This is a genomic window from Megasphaera elsdenii DSM 20460 (genome assembly GCF_003010495.1).
In the GTDB taxonomy this organism is placed as follows: Bacteria; Bacillota; Negativicutes; order Veillonellales; family Megasphaeraceae; genus Megasphaera; species Megasphaera elsdenii.
In genome coordinates this window covers 2,211,226-2,229,985 of sequence record NZ_CP027570.1, presented here as the reverse complement: position 1 = coordinate 2,229,985, position 18,760 = coordinate 2,211,226, and the positions used below count along the sequence as shown (strand labels likewise).

The window sequence follows — 18,760 nt, the reverse complement described above, 5'->3', positions numbered from 1 at the left end:
CGTTTCCCCTCCTGGTCCTTAGTCGAGATTCAAGTATTTGCGCTGTTCTTCGCTGAGCGTATCGATGGCATAACCCATGGAAGCCAGTTTAATCTTGGCGATTTCCGTGTCGATTTCATGAGGCAGGACATAGACGTGGTTGCCAAGTTCGGCATGGTGTTCGAGGATGTATTTGGCAGCCAGGGCCTGGACGGCGAAGGACAGGTCCATGATTTCAGCCGGATGACCGTCGCCGGCAGCCAGATTGACCAGACGGCCTTCAGCCAGGAGGTTGATGACATGGCCGTTCGGGAGTTCATAGCCTTCGATGTTGTGGCGGGCTTCAAAGTGGCGGACGGCCAGGGCTTCCAGTTCAGGTTTATTGATTTCTACGTCGAAATGACCGGCATTGGCCAGGACGACGCCGTCTTTCATGTTCTTCATATGTTCGCCGCGGATGACGTCCTTGTCGCCGGTGAGGGTGACGAAGATATCGCCGACCTTAGCCGCTTCGGCCATGGGCATGACTTCAAACCCGTCGAAAACGGCTTCGATGGCTTTAATCGGATCAACTTCGGTGACGATGACATGGGCACCGAGGCCTTTGGCACGCATAGCGCAGCCCTTGCCGCACCAACCATAGCCGGCGACGACGACTTTCTTGCCGACGACGGTCAGGTTCGTCGTGCGCATGATGCCGTCCCACGTGGACTGGCCTGTGCCATAACGGTTATCGAAGAGGTATTTGCAGTACGAATCGTTGGCTGCGACCATGGGGAACTTCAATTCGCCGGCTTTGTCGAGACCGTGGAGACGGTTGACGCCAGTCGTCGTTTCTTCCGTGCCGCCGAGGAGGTTTTCCATGGCATCGGCCCGCGTCGTGTGCAGGAGATGGACCTGGTCGCCGCCGTCATCGATGATGATGTCCGGGTGATGGTCCAGGGATTTATTGAGGAAATCGAAGTATTCTTCATCGGTTGCGCCATACCAGGCATAGACGGTCAGACCATCTTCGACGAGAGCCGCTGCGACGTCGTCCTGTGTGGACAAAGGATTACTGCCGGTCACGATGACGTTGGCGCCGGCCCGGTGAAGGACTTCGGCCAAATAAGCCGTCTTGGCTTCGAGATGGACGCTGACGCAAATCGTTTTGCCTTTAAAAGTCTGGTCGGCTTTCAGTTTGTCGCCAATGGCATTGAGGGCCGGCATATGACGATCGACCCAGCTGATTTTTTCATGACCGCTTTTAGCTAACTTGATATCGCGAATAATAGATTCCATACGAATAAGACCTCTTTCTATAATGAATTAATGTTGGAAAAATGCCGGTACGGATACGGCATCCGGCCGGTGGATAATGCCCTTTTCCGTCACGATGGCGCGGATATTTTCATGAGGCGTCACATCGAAGGCGGGATTGAAGACGGGCGTTTCGGGGAGGGCTGCCGCCACACCCCGGAAAGAACGGACTTCGTCGTGATTCCGTTCTTCAATGGGTATCTGACTGCCGTCAGTTATCGACAAATCGAAAGTCGAAGCCGGTGCGGCAATATACAGGGGAACCGCCAGTTCCCGCGCCATCAGGGACAGGCCGTAGGTCCCAATCTTATTGGCCGTATCGCCGTTGGCAGCAATGCGGTCGGCGCCGACGATGATGGCATCGACACCTTTCGTCTTGAGGGTCCAGGCGGCCATATTGTCGGTAATGAGGGTCACAGGAATGTGGTCGGCCATGAGTTCGAAGGCTGTCAGGCGGGCGCCCTGCAAAAGGGGCCGCGTTTCATCGGCATAGACCATGGACACCAGGCCCCGGCGATGGAGCTCGCGGATGACGCCCAGGGCGGTGCCGACGCCAGCCGTAGCCAGGGCCCCGGCATTGCAGTGCGTGAGCAGTGTCAAAGGGCGGCCGAGCTTTTCCAGCTCATCGGCACCGAACCGGGCCATGGCCGTATTGATGGCCACATCGGCTTCATGGATGGCAATGGCCTTTTCTTCCAAGACCGCCGTCACAGCTTCTGCTCCGTCTGCTTCATGCTGGCGGGCACAGGCCATCATCTGGGTCAAGGCCCAGTGCAGGTTGACCGCCGTCGGGCGGGCCGCATCCAGGTCCTGGCAGATGGCTTCGAGGGCTGTCAAAAAGGGCGTATCCCCGCCCTTCTGGCACAAAGACCGCGCCGCCAGGACGACGGCATAAGCCGCAGCGACACCGATAGCCGGCGCCCCGCGGACGGCCAGGACAGAAATCGCCTGGCGCACGTCCTGCCAAGAATGGCAGGGCAGATAGATTTCTTCAAAAGGCAGCTTCGTCTGGTCCAGGAGGAACAGCGTACCTGCCTGCCAACGCAATGTATCCATTATACCGTGAACCCTCCGTAAGCCTGTAAGGTATGACGGCAGGCGCAGTCGCCATTGTCATATAATTCGATGCTCTTCAAGATGAGCTGCTGCAGGCGCTGGGAATTTTCCGCCATGGCTTCGACGACTTCTTCATGGGTCAGCGGCGCCGGAGAAATGCCAGCGGCAAAATTAGTGACCATGGAAATCGTGGCATAGCAGATTTCCGCTTCCCTGGCCAGGCAGACTTCGGGTACGTTGGTCATGCCGACCAGGTCGCCGCCGAGCTTTTCGTACATCCGGATTTCGGCGGGCGTCTCGAAACGGGGACCTTCCGTGCAGACATAGGTGCCCTTGTCGTGGAGCGTATAACCGCCGAGAGTCTGGGCCGCAGCTGCCACAGTCCGGCGCAGGTTCGGGCAGTACGGTTCGGTCATATCGACGTGGACGACGCCATTTTCACCGCCGTCGAAGAACGACGTATGGCGGCATTTGGTGAAATCCAGGAACTGGTCGGGAAGGACGAAATCGCCAGGCTTATCGTCGCGGTTCAGGGAGCCTACAGCCGTCGTCGACAAGATAGCCGTGACGCCCAGGCGCTTCAAGCCCAGGATATTGGCCCGGTAATTGATGAGATGCGGCGGAATGGAATGTGTCCGGCCGTGGCGGGGCAAGAAGACGAGTTCCCGGTCTTTATACGTCCCCTGCCAATAATGGATGGTCCCGTAAAAGGTATCCATATAGTCTTCATGGACATTGGATAAAATCTTCGGGTCACAGACACCGGTACCGCCGATGATGGCAATGAGTCCCATGGTAAAACCTCCTTCAAGGATCTAATTCTGCTTATGGCGCTGGGCAGCCGCTTCATACAGCGCTGCCAGTTCGTCGTGAGACAAGACGTATTTAGCCCCGCAATACTGGCAGGTCATTTCTACCTGCGGGTCCTTCAAAAGGGCTTCCTTATCTTCCTGGCGTAGGGACAACAGGGCATTTTCAAAGCGCTGGCGCGAGCACGTGCAACGCCAGTACAAATTTTGACGGTAGAGTTCCTTGAAATGCATGCCGCTGAGGATGATATCGATGAGGCCTTCCCCATTCGGATGGTCCTGCAAATACGTCGTCAAGGCACCGACCTGGGTGATATTGGCTTCGACACGGGCCAGGTCTTCATCCTTCGCGCCCGGCAGGGCCTGGACGAGGAAACCGCCGGCTGCGGCAATGGTATAATCCTGACTGACCAGGACGCCCAGGCTGATCGTCGACGGCACCTGTTCCGATGTGAACAGATAATAAGCGATATCTTCAGCGATTTCGCCGGACACTAAATCAGCCTGGCTCGTATACGTCGTCTTTTCCGGCGTGAAACGCGTCACCGTCAGTTGGCCGTGCTGACCGACACCGGCAGCGACATCGAGCTTGCCATTGACCTTCAGCGGCAGGTCGACCTGGGGATTATCTACATAGCCGCGGAGCTTATTCGTATCGAAGCAGTCGGCATGGACAGCGCCTAAAAGCCCGTCACCGGCGACCTTCAGGGAAACGCCTTCGTGGTTCTTGTAGTCCCCGGCCAGCAGGGCTGCGCCGGTCATCGTCCGACCCAGGGCCGCACTGGCCACAGGCGACAAATTATGGCGCTGCCGGGCCTTTTCAACGATGCCCGTCGTCAAGGCAATAGATACCCGGATGAGCTCATCCGATGTATAATGAATAATCTGGTTACGTGTAATCATGTATGTTCTATCCTTTCTTTACAAATCCAGTCTTTATTATACAACATCGGTGCGGACCTAGCCAGTACTGTACCGACAAAAAAGAGGCTGTCTTCCTGCAACAGCCTCGATTCACTATGCTTTTACGGCGATACCTTCCAGATGGAGGAGCGCTATTTTCTTGTCAATGCCGCCGGCATAGCCCGTCGCCCTGCCATTCGCCCCTAAAACGCGGTGACAAGGGATGATGATGGAAATGGGATTATGTCCCACAGCCCCGCCGATGGCCTGAGCCGACATAGCCTTCCCTGTCCGTTCTTCAATTTGTTTGGCCAAATCGCCATAAGTCGTCGTCTGGCCATAGGGAATCTGACAGAGCAGATACCAGACAAGGCGGCGAAAATCACTGCCTTGCGGTGCCAAAGGCAGCGTCATGATAGCTGGCATACGGCCGGCAAAATAATCATCCAGCCAGCGCGCAGCCTTGCGCAGGATCGGCGTCTCTTCGTCCCGCATCACTTCGCCCTGCAAAGAACCATAACAATACTTCTGCCCTTCAAACCAGGCCCCGACCAGAGCCGTATCGCTCGCAGCCAGAATCATCGGCCCCAACGGCGATTCATATATCATCTTATAGTACATCACAAGTCACCTCTATCGTTTTTATTACGTATTTCATTCTCTTGACAACTTTTCCAAACATGAATCTGCATGACGCACAATCCACCCTGTAACTTCACAATAGGTATCTCTTTCTGCTTGATATTTTGCTTTATTTTGTTCGATATCTGAATTTCTATCCGCTAAGTTTTGAACTAATTCGTCCCCATAATAACCGACTTCATCATGGCTCAACCAATGATACGGTGTAACCACATGAGAAATAGGTTCATAAAAAGATGGCATCATGGAATAATACTCAAAGCCAGCGGGAGCAATAGATTCAATAATAGTAGGCATAATATTCATATGACCACCAATGTGCAGTTGATTAAATAATTCAGGCTTAAATTCCCGATGATACATAGCAAAGGAAGTGCAATATTTTTCACGTATCATCGGTCCTGTTTGAGGATACAAAGGACTCCCAAAAGGAATGATTTTTCGTGAATGATCACCAGTTACAATAATTAAACTATCTGGATAGGCAACCTGTACATCAGAAACAAATTTTGATAATGCTTGATCCGTATACCAATAGGTTCCTAAATCAGCCATTAATGCCTTATTTTTACGCATTTCTTCCGGCAAATCTTTCATCGCAACCTGGGGATCAAAACCATATTTTTCAATAGGAATCGTATAGGGGCCATGATTTGAAGTAGTATACACCAAATGAAATATGGGTGAATCATTATCCATAGCAGCTATTTGTTTGAAGGATGATTCCAAAAATATATGGTCATAAATTCCTAGCCATGTGGCTGGAGAACCAGGTGGACAAATGTCTGGGCCGCCAAAAGCTTCATCAAAACCCATAGCTTTGCCAAATAATCCAAGACTAGCCCAAGATAAACTGCCCCCATACCAGAGAACCGTTTTATATCCCAATCGTTTTAACTGTCGTGGCAAAGAAGTAAGAGTCTGCCCTTGCCAAAATTCATGTTTTTCATTGATTTCAAGGTTATCGTCAAAAATGCCTGCAATCAAACTAGTAACAGCTGGTTGCGACACCATGCCAGCCGGTAAAAAATTGTTCACACATATGGTATGCGGATTCGCCCGAAAAGCCTTGCCGCCTTCGACCAAAGGAAGCCGTTCATAACATTCGTCAAAAGGTGCCTGCGTATAGCTTTCGCCAATAACTAAAAAGATATGTTTAGGTTTCGTAATTTTAGCACCTTTGGCCTGACGCAAAAAGGGTTTCCAAATGCTTTCATTTTTATCAAAATGAATAGTAGGATTTATAATTTCTACAGATTCCGAATCAGTATGTCCCAAGATAGTTTGAACAGGACGTTTCATGACCATTTCAATGGCAACTAAATCATCAACAGTGGCTTTAGCAAAAAACATATCTTTTTTTACCACATCTGGTACCGTGTCCCATTCCGGCTTTTTTCGGTGCGAAATATGTCCACCATAACGAAAATAGTAAAACAATAAAATCATGGCAATACAAAAAACAATGTTAAATGCATACTGTGCCAAAGTAGAATGAAATTGAGGATAGGAAAATACAGGTGTATTCAATAATACTGTAGTAAAATATGCACAAAAACCCAAAAAGGGGATGTATCCGGCTAAAATCCAACCACCATGATTTTGATGAAAAAATATATCTAAGAAATTCTTTTTATCTGCATTTTTTCCTAATCGCATTGTTGGATTATAAATATCTTGAAAATGATAATAAAAAATCATTTTTCCCATAAACGCAAAGTAAAGCACTGCTGCGTATATAGTAATCGCTATAACTCGTATACTATCTCCTATTGCAAAATAAGATGCAAAGAAGGCTCCAGGCAGGCTAATCAATAACCAAGAAATCAAAAACACATAAGCATTGTAGTCCATTCCCCACCAAAAACCGTAACGAAAACATTCATACCATTTCTTTTTACAATTCTTAAAACTCTTATCTGGTGCGTATACCCAAATGAACGCCAATCGAAAGATAGCACAAATAATAGGTGCAACAATCATTAATTTCCAATCTTGCTGCGTACCTTCAAAAAACATTGAAAACATATTATTACCTCAATCTATATATTAATAATTCATTCAATCTTATAATATTCACGATACCATTGGGCAAATTTCCCCAACCCGTCTTCAATCGGCGTTTCTGGCTTAAAATCAAAGTCGCGTTGCAGTTCGCTGACATCAGCATAGGTCTGATAGACATCGCCGGGCTGCATGGGCAGGTATTCTTTTTCGGCCGTTTTGCCGAGGGCTTTTTCCAGAACTTCAATGAAATGCATGAGCTGTTCCGGCTTGTGGTTGCCAATATTGTAGATCTTATAGCGGTCGCCCAGCTCATTTTCTTTCGGCGGATTGCAGAGCATATTTTCAATGCCCGTGACGATGTCATCGACATAAGTGAAATCGCGATACATATCGCCGTGATTGTAAATCTGAATAGGCTCTCCTTTACGGATTTTGTTGGCAAATTTGAAATAGGCCATATCTGGACGCCCATATGGTCCATAGACCGTAAAGAAACGCAACCCTGTCGCAGGAATCCCATAGAGATGGCTATAGGTGTAGGCCATCAGTTCGTCTGACTTTTTTCGTTGCCGCATAAAGACTGATAGGATGGTCAACATTGTCCGTCGTCGAAAAAGGCGTCTTCTTCTGGTTTCCGTAGACAGACGAACTGGACGCAAAGAGCAAATAATCTACTTTATGATGGCGGCAAGCTTCAAGCACGTTAAAAAAGCCAATGATATTAGAATCAATATAAGAACGAGGATGGTCGATACTATAACGCACTCCGGCTTGAGCCGCCAAATTCACAATAATATCCGGCTGAAAAGATTCGAATATGACAGCTTTTTCGTCCGCCAAATCTCCTTTGACAATGGTAAATTCCGGTAACTGTCGAAGAATATTCAGTCGGCTTTCTTTCAAAGAAACGTCATAGTAGTCATTGAGGTTGTCAAACCCAAAGATAGTAGCCGCGTGGTCAGCAACCGCTTGGCTAAATGGAAACCAATGAAATCGGCGGCACCGGTAATCAAGACTTTATTTGCACTGTCAAAAGATTTAAAATCTGCCATTATCATCGAATCCCCCTTTAATCACGATCAAAAATATCTCGTGTATAGACTTTATCACGAACATCGCTGAGTTCTTCAGCCCAACGGTTAGAAATAATAACATCGCTCATTTCCTTGAATTCATGCAAATCACGGATAACACGGGAATGGAAAAATTCATTGTCTTTCAGAGTCGGTTCGTAGACGACGACTTCAATACCTTTCGCCTTGATGCGCTTCATGACACCCTGAATGGCCGAGGCCCGGAAATTATCCGAATGGCTCTTCATCGTCAGCCGATAAACGCCGACAATGTTGGGATTCTTGGCGATAATCATATCAGCAATATGGTCTTTTCGCGTCCGGTTGGCAGCAACAATAGCCGAAATGAGGTTTTGCGGAACGTTCTGATAATTGGCCAAAAGCTGCTTCGTATCCTTCGGCAGGCAGTATCCACCGTAGCCAAAGGAAGGATTGTTATAAAAATCACCAATACGGGGATCGAGGCAGACGCCTTCGATGATTTCCTTTGTACTCAGGCCGCGCATTTCAGCGTACGAATCGAGTTCATTGAAATACGCTACGCGCAAGGCCAGATACGTATTGGCAAAGAGCTTGATGGCTTCCGCTTCTGTAGAACCAGTAAACAACATGGGGATATCCTTCTTCACCGCGCCTTCGGCCAGCAGATGGGCAAAGACTTTAGCTCGTTCCGACCGTTCACCGACGACAATACGCGACGGATGGAGATTATCATACAGGGCCTTTCCTTCCCGCAAAAATTCCGGCGAGAACATAATATTTTCGGTATGGTAGCGTTCTTTGATATGATGAGTGTAGCCGACAGGGACTGTCGATTTAATGACCATAACCGTTTCCGGATTAATGTCCAGTACTTCTTCAATGACCGCTTCTACAGAAGACGTATCAAAAAAATTCTTCTGCGGATCATAATTGGTCGGCGTTGAAATGATAACGAAATCCGCATCCGTAAAAGCCTCTACGGGATCCAAGGTCGCCTTAAAGTGTAAATCATCACGCTGCAAAAAAGCCGATATATCGCTATCGACAATCGGCGACTTCCCTTCATTTAACATAGCTACTTTTTCTGGAATAATATCTAAAGCAATGACATCATTATGCTGAGCTAACAACAAACTATTTGAAAGACCGACATACCCAGTCCCAGCAATCGCTATATTCATATAAATTCCTACTTTCCTTTTAACACATTATATCTTTATTATACCATGAAATTACATTTAAACCATCACGATGACTTAAAAATAGCCGTTTAGATATAGCCCTTATAGATTATTATCGTAATCTATAAGGGCTATATTATGATAACATAAATCACTTAAATATGTAATTTATAGCGAATCCGTAACCATGAATACCAAAAAATACATTTAAAATATCCTGCCATGTTTCCATGTGCTTTCTGATATCGTCCCCACTGCTGGAAATCATGATAATTTTCAGGCTTTTTTATCGGTAAAATATTAGTAATAGTAGGCCAAGGCGATAGTGCATTGTATTTCCGCCACTGTGCGTCAAAATTCGTCAATACCATTTGCCAAGGTTTCCGGCGTCCTGTCCAATGAATAAAAACACTATCACTTGGTGCCTTATATCCACCGCCATATACATTATATCGACCGGGTAAGAAATAATTTGTTCCATCAAAAACAAGATTTACAATATCTTGGTCTTGTCCTAAAAATCGTTCCCTTGGTTCAGATTGATAAGAAAAACATTTTTCCGTAATATGCTGCTTTTCCCACTGTTCTATGTCTATAAGCATAATGCCATCATTAAAATATTTCCCACTTTTTAATTTAAGGTGTCCAGCCCGGTATTTTACTGCATCCTCGGTTTCAGAAACAGCTCCCATTGCCTTTTTGTCCATATCTAAAGTCCACAACTCATGTAAGGAATTTACACACATTGTATCAGCATCTACATAAATAAAACGAGAAGTAACATTTTTTAATACTTTAGGCATATATAACCTACCATAAGTGATACGTGAAAAACGAGCTACTTTAATATGAAAATCATTAAACGGCTCCATATTTAAAACATAGAGGATACAAGTACAATGAAATTTTTGAGCGAATTGAGAAATATAATTTTCACTTTGTTTTGAAAATCCATCCGTAAAAATATGGAATACAAATGCCATATCCGGATTATTTTTGACAATTGAAACTAACGATGTCCCCATAATAGGAATAAAATTTTCATTAACATTATAACAAACATGTGTCACAATGCGTTGATCATCTTTAGAACTGAAAGAAATTTTTTTTTGAAATAATACAAAATTATTCAAATTAAAAAAATTTTTATCAAATGTTTTCATAAAAGCTCCTTTCTATTCATCCATCTTTTTATGAACCACTTTCTGAAGCAATGCGTCCCATTGCCCCCAAACAACACTGGGAGAATATTTTTTCATCTCCTCACGTGCTTCTTTACCCATTTGTACTCTCAAAGCTTTATTATCCATCAATAATACCAGTTTTCTTGCAAAATCATCCTCATCAGTTGCCAGAAAGCCAGTAACTTTATCTTTTATCAATTCATTTACGGCTGGAGCAGTAGCAAAACCGACAGCTGGAAGTCCCACCGAATTAGCTTCTGCTAATGCCAACGGAAACCCTTCATAGGCTGAAGGAAAAGCAAATATATCTGCATCATGTAAAACATTTAAAGGCATATCTGTAATACCCTTATAAATGACTTGATGGCGTAAATCATGCACATTAATATACTCATCAATTTCTTTCTTATAATCTGAATCTGTGATAGGTCCGTAAAAATGTAATTGCCAGTTCGAAAAGCGTGATGCATTTTTAAGAAAAGCACGAATAGCAATAAGAGGTCTTTTTTGATGAGAATCAATACGACCTATCATAATAATTTTATATGTTTTTTTACAATGAGACAAGTCTGCAACTAGATTATCAGGAATAACTTTTACAACATTCGGGATACAATAAATATCTGTATTTAAAAACTTTTTTGCTTTGTCGACAAAGCTCGGAATCAACACCTGATAAGCCGTCACTTTACTAGCTTCTTTTCGTTGTAGCGGAGTCAAAGAAGCAATTTGATTTTCTACAGAATTATGGCACATTGCAATTACAGGTATTTTTCCATTTGATAGCTGATTAGCCACCATGATACTATTAAATTCATAACAAATCATAACATCAATTTCCGATAAGTTAATTTTTTTCTTAAATGCCTGACAAAGCTTTTTTGTTTTATATGCATCTACTCGATTCACAAGATTCAGATGTAATCCTTTGGATACCTCACGAAGAACTTTATAGAATATAGGGGCCTTAATTTTTCCAAGTCCTAAATTAATTTGACTTACTTCAGGCAAAAAAGGATAGTATGGAACCACTCCTGGTTGATCATTCCATACAGCCAAAACAGATGCTCCTCTTTGACAAAATTGATTGGCCATTTCAACAAACACCTTTTCAGTTCCTGATACATTAGATATAGAAGAAATTCCAAAACATAGAATTGCAATATTCATTTACGCACACCACACTTTTTTAATTTATGCCTATATCGATATTTCCCATAAATCTTAACTATAGGTAGACAATAACAAACGCTCCAAGCAATAATAGCCGACTTAAAGCCTATTTTTCGGCCAATTAATTTTCTTTTAGAACTTATAAAATAAATGATTTCATCCATTTCTGACTGAGTTAATGAAGCATTTCCAAATTCAGTAACAATCGCTTCAATTGCTTCTTTTAGTGTCTTTCCAATAATTATATACTCCAAATCCCCCTCCATAAAACAGTTTTCCAAAATTTTCAGATGACTTTGTAATCCTTTGAAATGGCAATAACGATTAAAAGAATTCAAAGAAGCCTTCGCGCTAGAAAGAGAATTTAAATTGTCTTGATTATAGTAATAAAGACTTTCTGGTAAATAAGTAATTGTCTTAGCCTTATTTATCAATTCTGGCCATATGAACAAATCTTCATATGTATATTTTTCGGGAAAGACAAGATTTCTCCATAATTTGCTTTTATATAATTTGTTACACATGTAATTAGGAATAGAATCGGTAAGTATTAACTTTTTTATTTCGTCACCTCCTGACATTAGTTCAAACTCATATTTTTTATGTAAATCAGGAATGGGATAGCTTTTAATTTGATTTTTAACATGAAGAAAATCAAAAACAACAATATCTGCCACCTTACATTGCATCTCAGCCAATGAATGAGAAATAAAGTAAGGGGAAACAAAATCATCACTATCTACAAAAGCTACATAATCACCGTGCATTAAATTAAGCCCTTTATTTCTAGCCTTGCTTAATCCACCGTTTTTTTGATGGATAACGGTAATTCTCCTATCACTAGTATATTGATCACAAATTTTTCCAGAGTTATCAGTTGAACCATCATCAATCAATATAATTTCAATATTTTTATATTCTTGTTGCAATAAAGATTTAATACATCTATCTATATATGCCTGTACATTATACACAGGTACAATAATGCTTACTAATGAAAATTCGTTAAAAGCCATTGTCTACTCCTACACCTGAATTTTTTTTAAGCTTTTTGTCCCTGGTGGATACCAAGGACAATGCCTGAATAAGAAAAAAATATTTGCATTGCAAATTTATTAGTAATGCCCGCATCAACCAATCCATGCAATGTAATTGTCAGAAAAGCCCATAACATAGCTTGATATGATAAGTCATTAGGGTCATTTTTTATTCTTTGTATAAGAAATGCAAGTTCCCCAAGAACAAAAATCACATAGCCAGCCCCACCTATAAGTCCTGTTCTGGAAAAAATGAAATAAAAACATTATGTGGCATTGTTAACCCAGGCTCCTTAGCATGAGGAGAAATGTATTTATCATCATACTCTACTTTCCAATCAGAAAAACCTACTCCCAATAATTTATGGTCCTGCCACATCTGATAACTAGATTTCCACAATAAAATCCGCTCACCATCATATCCCCTTGATAAATATCCTGTATGTAAGAATAATATCCCAGTAAAGCCGAAAGTCACTATACAAGCTAAAAAAATTTTTTTCATAGTTGGACTGAAATTATTTTTTCTTATCCAAATTTGAATAGCTAATAAAAACAAAAAGCTTATCCCAAAACCAGCACAAGCACCTCTGGACTTTGTAAGTAATAGACTAATGATTCCCAAAACAACAATAAAACATGGTAAAACTCTTACCACATAACTATATTTCTCAATGTATAATTTATTTTTCCATATCATAACCATCGAAAAAACACCGTAGGGCAAGACGGATTCAATAAGTATAGCGTATAAATTAGCTTGATTAGAAAATCCAGTAATCCTAGTTCCTAATGGAGAAGTTAAAAATAAATAAAGAGAAACAGCACTAAATGCAACCAATATTCCGAAGGTAGTTGTTTGATAAACCTTGATTAAACAATTACATCTAACACAGCTAGCATAATAAAACAAAAAAAAACGGGAAAGACCATGTAAAATATTTCCATAAATAGTGCAAAGAGATTTTATCAGCAATAGCAATTGTTGAAATAAATAATAAACAAAAGAAAATTAAATAGGGATATAGAAATCGTTTATCGGGAAAACTAAGCTTATATCCCTGATGATAATAAATAAAAACAGTCATCAATATTGCAATTGAATAAGAGATACTAGTCCCTGCATTCGAAATAGTCGTTGAAAAAAAGAAGAGAGAAAGTGAAAGCGCACTTACCCATATGTATAGACACAATTTACCGGATATTTTCATCATTTTCATTCCTATCGCAAAATATTCTTAATCAAGTTTTCCTGACTGTATGCCTCATTAGCCGCATCCAGATTTTTTTGGTACACTTCGGTATTCTGAACTAAGTCATCGATGAATTCTTCCAATTGTTTTGTAAAAGCCGGAATGGATGTCAAATCGACGGCTTTACCGATATTGAATTGCTGTAATACTTCCGGATTAAGTTCCGGTGAAGCCAAAACGGGTTTATAGAAACCAATAGCCGTAAACAACATCGCTCCCCAATGATACCGATACCGTTCGGCAGCATAAGGCATCATGATAGCGTCGACACTAAGCAAGGCTTTCTGCCACTCAATACCGATGAGATTTTTATGCCAGAAAGTAATATTTTTATAGTCCTTATAGTCCCGAGCAAATTGCTCAAACAATTCACCATCTTCAGGTTTAGCCGTTGCTCCCTGGACGATAAGTTCTACAGGGACCGAAAAACGAGCCTTTGTAAAAGCTTCTAAAAAGAACCCGAGATTTTTTTCTTTACGGAATTGACCAAAAAAGCCGATTTTAATTGGCGGCTTAAAGGAGAGATGTTTCTGGACTGGTAATTCCTGGGGTTTAAAAACAGGAGGTGCCATAAGATCTAAATTAGTCAAACCACTGTGCTGGAAATCATTGCGCAAGGTAATGACTTTCAAGTGAATCTGCTTATAAGGCATAATTTTATGAGCCTGTTTTTCAAATTTTGGCTGTTCGTGTGGGTTAATACCGTGAAAAACCATGTACACCGGAACGGGTGAATCTTTCAGATGGCTATGTAATAGGGTCCGGATATAACGCCATGTACCAGTAGGAATGATAATAGCGTCACAATGATGGGCACAGGCTTTCTGATAGGCTGAATTAAACCAAGCTACCCGGCGCTTTTCTCTACGCAAAGATAAGAAGAGTTTTTTTAATTTCCCTGCTCCTGCATAGGTAACGACTTCTCCCCCGTCCAGATAATCGACATCGCAATGATAGTCCAGCTTAAAGGGAAATCGTTCCGGCACAAAGAAAACCGGTTCATGACCTTGTTTTTTCAGTTCTTCGACCAGTATCCGGTCAAATTCAACTTCATGCCCCGCCGGCATGACAATCGATTCCAAAATAGCCACACGCATTATTTACTACTCTCCCTTCCGTTGCAACTCATGCAACTTCAAATATTTCAACATGGTGTAGAAAAAGTGGGTGCAGCATAGATAGGAACCGATGCCGCCGTCCAGGAAGCCTTTGCGGAGGACGAACATCTTGAAGAAGCCGCCGATGCTGTGCATGAGGATACCTGGCATCGAGGTCCGCTTGCCGCGTTTGTAGGCATCTTCGGCCCAAATCGTTGTATACAGGCAGAGTTTTTCTTCCCACTCATGCCAATCGCGATAGGTGTGATGTTCGATATAGCCTTTCAACCGCTTATCCGGCAAATCACATTCTGGATGTTCGTGGACTTTGTTGACCCAAGTGACGGTCGTCCTGGGAAACATGCGCCGTACGTGATCCGGGTCGAGGACGCCGTGGTTAAACGTAACGCCAAAGGCGACGGATTTACGCGTAATTGCATATTGTGTATTCATTTTTCCGTCGGCGATGATGCGCTGGATATCGCCAATCAATTCATCGTTCAGGCGTTCATCAGCATCAAGGTAGAGCACCCAGTCGGCATCGGTCTGTTCTAAGGCGAAATTGCGCTGGGCCGCAAAATCGTCGGTCCAGGCGCGGAAGCAGACCTTGGCTCCATGTTCTTTGGCCAGTTCGGCGGTCTTGTCCGTACTCCCGGAATCGATGATCAGTACTTCATCGGTACATTTCTTGGCATTCTCGACAACATCGACGACGTTGTCTTCTTCGTTTTTGGTCAAAATCAAAATGGCGAGTGAACTCACGAGCAGCGTCCCTTTCCTTTATAAAATTTCACGTCTGTTAGCCTACATAATCTTGTAACATTTTACCACATCCAGCCAACAAAGTACAGGAAGGAGATTGTCACACACAGGCTTCTGCCATTATGCACAATCTCTTTTGTTTCATTGTTTGATGTTGCGTGTTTGATGTTTGAAGTGGTCCAGTCTTATCGACGTAAATTTCAGGATTCACGGCTTCCAGAAACGCTTCTGCCCATGGATTTAAGTAAAGTCCCATCGCGCACCTCCTAATGAATAATGGTTCGAGCATACATGTTTATTTTCAATATAACATAGCAGCTCGTGCTTCGCAAGGCAACACAAATACGTTCTAGGCTAATGACATAATTCACGTGGGCGCCCCTACCCAGCTTAGTGACCGCACAAAAAAAAGGGACTGCCGCACACTGCGGCGAGCCCCTTTTCGTGGTTCGTTTGGCGTTCGTTGAAATTCCGCACAAATACAATTCGGGATATCCCCAGGATTCGCGCGGGCGTCCCGCATGGACGCCCCTACGAAATCGCATACAGGCGATATTTAATAATCCACAGCCGCAGGCTCGTGCGTAGGGGCTCGCGTGCGGCGAGCCCGCCGTGACTGATGGCATCTATCACGGAATTTATGACGGACAGCAAATGGTCGTAATACAAACCTGAGTCTGTCGCGACGGTACGTCGCATCTGAGTCCGAGCGAACTGCGAACTGCGGACTGCAAACGGCGTGCTTTTCGACAAACGATGAACGACCTACGATGAACGTCAGTCTCTTATAATTCTTTGATGAGGTTGACCATTTCGATGGCGCTGGTGGCGACGTCGAAGCCTTTGTTGCCGGCTTTTGTGCCAGCCCGTTCGATGGCCTGTTCGATATTTTCCGTCGTGATGACGCCGAACATGATGGGGATGCCCGTCTTAAGGGATGCCTGGGCGATGCCTTTAGCCGATTCGCCGCAGACCAGGTCATAGTGGCTGGTAGCGCCGCGGATGACGGCACCGAGGCAAATGACGGCATCGTATTTGCCCGATTCTGCCATTTTCTGAGCAATCAAGGGGATTTCAAAAGCGCCCGGGACCCAGGCTGTCGTAATATCTGCGTCATCGACGCCATGGCGATGGAGAGCGTCATAAGCGCCGCCGAGGAGCTTGCTGCAGATGAATTCGTTGAAACGTGCGACGACGATGCCGAATTTCGCACCAGAACCGATTAATTTACCTTCTTTGACTTGTACCATTGTAAAACACTCCTATTCTGAAATAATTATGTTAAAATCCATTTTCCAGCAGTTTTTCCATCGTCAGGCCCGAAGAAGCCTGCGACGGATGACCGACGGTAAAGCTATGGACGTATTTCCCGATGACATCGGTTTCCAAATTGACGATAGCCCCCGGATGTTTATCCATAAGCGTCGTATTGGCCATGGTATGGGGGATGATGGAAACGGAAAATTGGCTGTTGCCGACGGATACGACGGTCAAGCTGATGCCGTCGATGGTGATGGACCCTTTTTCGACGATGAACGGTTCCATATCCTTCGGGATGGAAATGGTGATGACCCGGGCAATGCCGTCCGTCGCGATGCGGGCGACATGGCCGACGCCGTCGATGTGGCCGCTGACGATGTGACCACCCAGGCGGCCGCCGACCTGCATGGCCCGTTCGAGGTTGACTTTAGAGCCGCTCTTGATGGTGCTGAACGACGAACGGCGCATGGTTTCATGCATGACATCGGCCGAAAAGGTCGAATCCGTCATATCCGTAACGGTCAGGCAGACGCCGTTGACGGCAATGCTGTCGCCAAGCTGCGTGCCTTCTAATACTTTGTGCGCCTGAATGGTCAGGCGGATAGAATCGGGGCGGCGGTCCATATGGGCAATCGTCCCCAGTTCCTCAATGATGCCAGTGAACATAGGCACCCTCCCTGTTGGCATTATATGCCGTAATCAATATGTTATTTTCATGGAGCTCTACCGAATCATAGAGCAGCGGCATACATTCATCGAGCTCATCGACGCCGCAGCCGCCAACCGACGGCAATGCGCCAGTACCACCGATAACCTTGTCGCCGACGAAGGCATAAATCTTATCGACCAGGCGGGCATCGAAGAAGCTCCCCTGGACGGTGCTGCCGCCTTCGACGAGGATGCTGGTCAGTCCTTCATCATGCAGGAGTTGCAAGGCGTCAGGCAAGTAGATGGTCTTGCCGTCCTGGAGCGGAGCCAGGATGACGCGGACGCCGGCGTTTTTCAAAGCCTTCATCTTCTCTACGGGGCACAAAGACGTCGTGACGATAAGGGTCTGCGTCGTCTTATCGGTGACGACGAGTGAATTCAAAGGTGTCCGTCCTTTGGTATCCAGTACGACGCGTACAGGCTGATGCGGTGCGTCCTGGCCAGGCCGTTCGATGCGGCTGGTCAGGAGCGGATTATCGGTCAGGACCGTATTGATACCGACCAGGATGCCGTCGTAGATAGAGCGCAGGTAGTGCCCGTAACTGCGGGCCCAGTCATTGGTGATCCACTGGGATTTCCCCGTCCGCGAAGCCGTGCGGCCATCGAGGCTTTGGGCCAATTTGATGGCGATGAACGGTTTCTGGACCATCATGTTCTTGATGAAGACTTCGTTGAGCTGGGCTGCTTCCTTCGACAGGAGGCCGACTTCGACGGGGATGCCCGCCTGCCGCAGGATCGCGGCCCCCTTGCCGGCGACTAAGGGGTTCGGGTCGAGCATGGCCATGACGACTTTGCCGACGCCCTTTTCAACGAGGGTCCGGGCGCAGGGCGGCGTCCGTCCGTAATGGGCGCACGGTTCGAGAGTCACATAGACCGTCGCTCCTTTAGCCCGTTCGCCGGCTTCACGCAAAGCCCATACTTCCGCATGGGGCGTGCCGGCCTTATGGTGATAGCCCGTGCCGACGATTTCACCGTCTTTGACGATGACACAGCCGACAGCCGGGTTAGATGTCGTATAGCCCAGGGCGGTCTTTGCCAAGTCCAGGGCTTTTTTCATATACTCTGCCGGTTCCAATGTATTCCTTCCCTTCCATTCAGATTTGCAAGATAAAAAAAGGCTATGGACGTAAGATTCCCATAGCCTTTTGAGCGCAACAAAAACACAATCTGTCGTCTTTTCCCATCCAGACTGTACTGTCGGTACCGAAATTGCATCGGTTCAACCCTTGCGGGTTAGCGGACTGTCACCGCCGGTCAGGAATTGAAAGCGCCGCTTTCTCACCTTGCCTCAAAGACTATCCTTATTCACTTGAACTACATGTATGATTTTAGCACATGCAAGGAAGAAATACAAG

Annotated in this window: 17 protein-coding genes, 1 pseudogene and 1 riboswitch; all 18 genes and pseudogenes read right to left on the bottom strand. The window is 45.1% G+C overall.

Features of this window, described 5'->3' with window-relative positions; translation table 11 throughout:
• Positions 1 to 18: 18 nt before the first annotated feature.
• Complete coding sequence (locus C6362_RS10545; RefSeq protein WP_014016682.1) at positions 19 to 1,260, bottom strand: adenosylhomocysteinase; 1,242 nt, start codon at positions 1,258 to 1,260, stop codon at positions 19 to 21.
• A gap of 27 nt (positions 1,261 to 1,287) precedes the next feature.
• Positions 1,288 to 2,334 (bottom strand): S-methyl-5-thioribose-1-phosphate isomerase, encoded by a 1,047-nt coding sequence (mtnA, locus tag C6362_RS10540; protein ID WP_014016683.1) that lies wholly within the window; start codon positions 2,332 to 2,334, stop codon positions 1,288 to 1,290.
• Complete coding sequence (gene mtnP, locus C6362_RS10535) at positions 2,334 to 3,128, bottom strand: S-methyl-5'-thioadenosine phosphorylase (RefSeq protein ID WP_014016684.1); 795 nt, start codon at positions 3,126 to 3,128, stop codon at positions 2,334 to 2,336. Before mtnP ends, mtnA begins: the two co-directional genes overlap by 1 nt.
• Before the next feature lie 21 nt (positions 3,129 to 3,149).
• A complete protein-coding gene (gene hslO / locus C6362_RS10530) occupies positions 3,150 to 4,046 on the bottom strand; it encodes an Hsp33 family molecular chaperone HslO (protein ID WP_014016685.1) in 897 nt (298 codons plus the stop codon).
• Positions 4,047 to 4,160: 114 nt separating this feature from the next.
• The gene (locus C6362_RS10525; RefSeq protein ID WP_014016686.1) at positions 4,161 to 4,667 is read right to left on the bottom strand and encodes a methylated-DNA--[protein]-cysteine S-methyltransferase; all 507 of its coding nucleotides are present in this window, start codon (positions 4,665 to 4,667) and stop codon (positions 4,161 to 4,163) included.
• Between the two features lie 33 nt (positions 4,668 to 4,700).
• On the bottom strand, positions 4,701 to 6,716 hold the full coding sequence (locus C6362_RS10520) for an LTA synthase family protein (protein WP_014016687.1): 2,016 nt from the start codon (positions 6,714 to 6,716) through the stop codon (positions 4,701 to 4,703).
• A gap of 29 nt (positions 6,717 to 6,745) precedes the next feature.
• Positions 6,746 to 7,747: pseudogene (locus C6362_RS10515) on the bottom strand (NAD-dependent epimerase/dehydratase family protein).
• A 17-nt stretch (positions 7,748 to 7,764) separates the two neighbouring features.
• Positions 7,765 to 8,931 carry a nucleotide sugar dehydrogenase gene (locus tag C6362_RS10510; RefSeq protein WP_014016690.1) on the bottom strand — a complete coding sequence of 389 codons (1,167 nt, stop codon included), beginning with the start codon at positions 8,929 to 8,931 and terminating at the stop codon, positions 7,765 to 7,767.
• Between the two features lie 155 nt (positions 8,932 to 9,086).
• A complete protein-coding gene (locus tag C6362_RS10505; protein ID WP_014016691.1) occupies positions 9,087 to 10,094 on the bottom strand; it encodes a glycosyltransferase family 8 protein in 1,008 nt (335 codons plus the stop codon).
• 12 nt (positions 10,095 to 10,106) lie between these two features.
• Positions 10,107 to 11,285, bottom strand: a complete 1,179-nt coding sequence (locus C6362_RS10500; RefSeq protein WP_014016692.1) for a glycosyltransferase — start codon at positions 11,283 to 11,285, stop codon at positions 10,107 to 10,109.
• Positions 11,282 to 12,304, bottom strand: a complete 1,023-nt coding sequence (locus C6362_RS10495) for a glycosyltransferase family 2 protein (protein WP_014016693.1) — start codon at positions 12,302 to 12,304, stop codon at positions 11,282 to 11,284. Before C6362_RS10495 ends, C6362_RS10500 begins: the two co-directional genes overlap by 4 nt.
• A gap of 26 nt (positions 12,305 to 12,330) precedes the next feature.
• Positions 12,331 to 12,540 (bottom strand): hypothetical protein, encoded by a 210-nt coding sequence (locus C6362_RS10490; protein ID WP_041647247.1) that lies wholly within the window; start codon positions 12,538 to 12,540, stop codon positions 12,331 to 12,333.
• A gap of 14 nt (positions 12,541 to 12,554) precedes the next feature.
• Complete coding sequence (locus tag C6362_RS10485; protein WP_106699302.1) at positions 12,555 to 13,031, bottom strand: O-antigen ligase family protein; 477 nt, start codon at positions 13,029 to 13,031, stop codon at positions 12,555 to 12,557.
• A 516-nt stretch (positions 13,032 to 13,547) separates the two neighbouring features.
• Positions 13,548 to 14,675 carry a glycosyltransferase family protein gene (locus tag C6362_RS10480; RefSeq protein WP_014016695.1) on the bottom strand — a complete coding sequence of 376 codons (1,128 nt, stop codon included), beginning with the start codon at positions 14,673 to 14,675 and terminating at the stop codon, positions 13,548 to 13,550.
• Positions 14,676 to 14,681: 6 nt separating this feature from the next.
• On the bottom strand, positions 14,682 to 15,419 hold the full coding sequence (locus tag C6362_RS10475; RefSeq protein WP_255411291.1) for a glycosyltransferase family 2 protein: 738 nt from the start codon (positions 15,417 to 15,419) through the stop codon (positions 14,682 to 14,684).
• Positions 15,420 to 16,222: 803 nt separating this feature from the next.
• Positions 16,223 to 16,687 carry a 6,7-dimethyl-8-ribityllumazine synthase gene (gene ribH, locus C6362_RS10470; protein WP_014016697.1) on the bottom strand — a complete coding sequence of 155 codons (465 nt, stop codon included), beginning with the start codon at positions 16,685 to 16,687 and terminating at the stop codon, positions 16,223 to 16,225.
• Between the two features lie 31 nt (positions 16,688 to 16,718).
• On the bottom strand, positions 16,719 to 17,363 hold the full coding sequence (locus tag C6362_RS10465; protein WP_014016698.1) for a riboflavin synthase: 645 nt from the start codon (positions 17,361 to 17,363) through the stop codon (positions 16,719 to 16,721).
• Complete coding sequence (gene ribD / locus C6362_RS10460) at positions 17,344 to 18,480, bottom strand: bifunctional diaminohydroxyphosphoribosylaminopyrimidine deaminase/5-amino-6-(5-phosphoribosylamino)uracil reductase RibD (RefSeq protein ID WP_014016699.1); 1,137 nt, start codon at positions 18,478 to 18,480, stop codon at positions 17,344 to 17,346. The genes C6362_RS10465 and ribD overlap by 20 nt, the downstream gene beginning before the upstream one ends.
• A 93-nt stretch (positions 18,481 to 18,573) precedes the next feature.
• A riboswitch (FMN riboswitch) is annotated at positions 18,574 to 18,705 on the bottom strand.
• Positions 18,706 to 18,760 lie beyond the last annotated feature (55 nt).

Bases quoted from the DNA above. Each gene is read 5' to 3' on its own strand.
- C6362_RS10545 (WP_014016682.1), bottom strand. From the start codon at position 1,260: ATGGAATCTATTATTCGCGATATCAAGTTAGCTAAAAGCGGTCATGAA.
- mtnA (WP_014016683.1), bottom strand. From the start codon at position 2,334: ATGGATACATTGCGTTGGCAGGCAGGTACGCTGTTCCTCCTGGACCAG.
- mtnP (WP_014016684.1), bottom strand. From the start codon at position 3,128: ATGGGACTCATTGCCATCATCGGCGGTACCGGTGTCTGTGACCCGAAG.
- hslO (WP_014016685.1), bottom strand. From the start codon at position 4,046: ATGATTACACGTAACCAGATTATTCATTATACATCGGATGAGCTCATC.
- C6362_RS10525 (WP_014016686.1), bottom strand. From the start codon at position 4,667: ATGTACTATAAGATGATATATGAATCGCCGTTGGGGCCGATGATTCTG.
- C6362_RS10520 (WP_014016687.1), bottom strand. From the start codon at position 6,716: ATGTTTTCAATGTTTTTTGAAGGTACGCAGCAAGATTGGAAATTAATG.
- C6362_RS10510 (WP_014016690.1), bottom strand. From the start codon at position 8,931: ATGAATATAGCGATTGCTGGGACTGGGTATGTCGGTCTTTCAAATAGT.
- C6362_RS10505 (WP_014016691.1), bottom strand. From the start codon at position 10,094: ATGAAAACATTTGATAAAAATTTTTTTAATTTGAATAATTTTGTATTA.
- C6362_RS10500 (WP_014016692.1), bottom strand. From the start codon at position 11,285: ATGAATATTGCAATTCTATGTTTTGGAATTTCTTCTATATCTAATGTA.
- C6362_RS10495 (WP_014016693.1), bottom strand. From the start codon at position 12,304: ATGGCTTTTAACGAATTTTCATTAGTAAGCATTATTGTACCTGTGTAT.
- C6362_RS10485 (WP_106699302.1), bottom strand. From the start codon at position 13,031: ATGGTTATGATATGGAAAAATAAATTATACATTGAGAAATATAGTTAT.
- C6362_RS10480 (WP_014016695.1), bottom strand. From the start codon at position 14,675: ATGCGTGTGGCTATTTTGGAATCGATTGTCATGCCGGCGGGGCATGAA.
- ribH (WP_014016697.1), bottom strand. From the start codon at position 16,687: ATGGTACAAGTCAAAGAAGGTAAATTAATCGGTTCTGGTGCGAAATTC.
- C6362_RS10465 (WP_014016698.1), bottom strand. From the start codon at position 17,363: ATGTTCACTGGCATCATTGAGGAACTGGGGACGATTGCCCATATGGAC.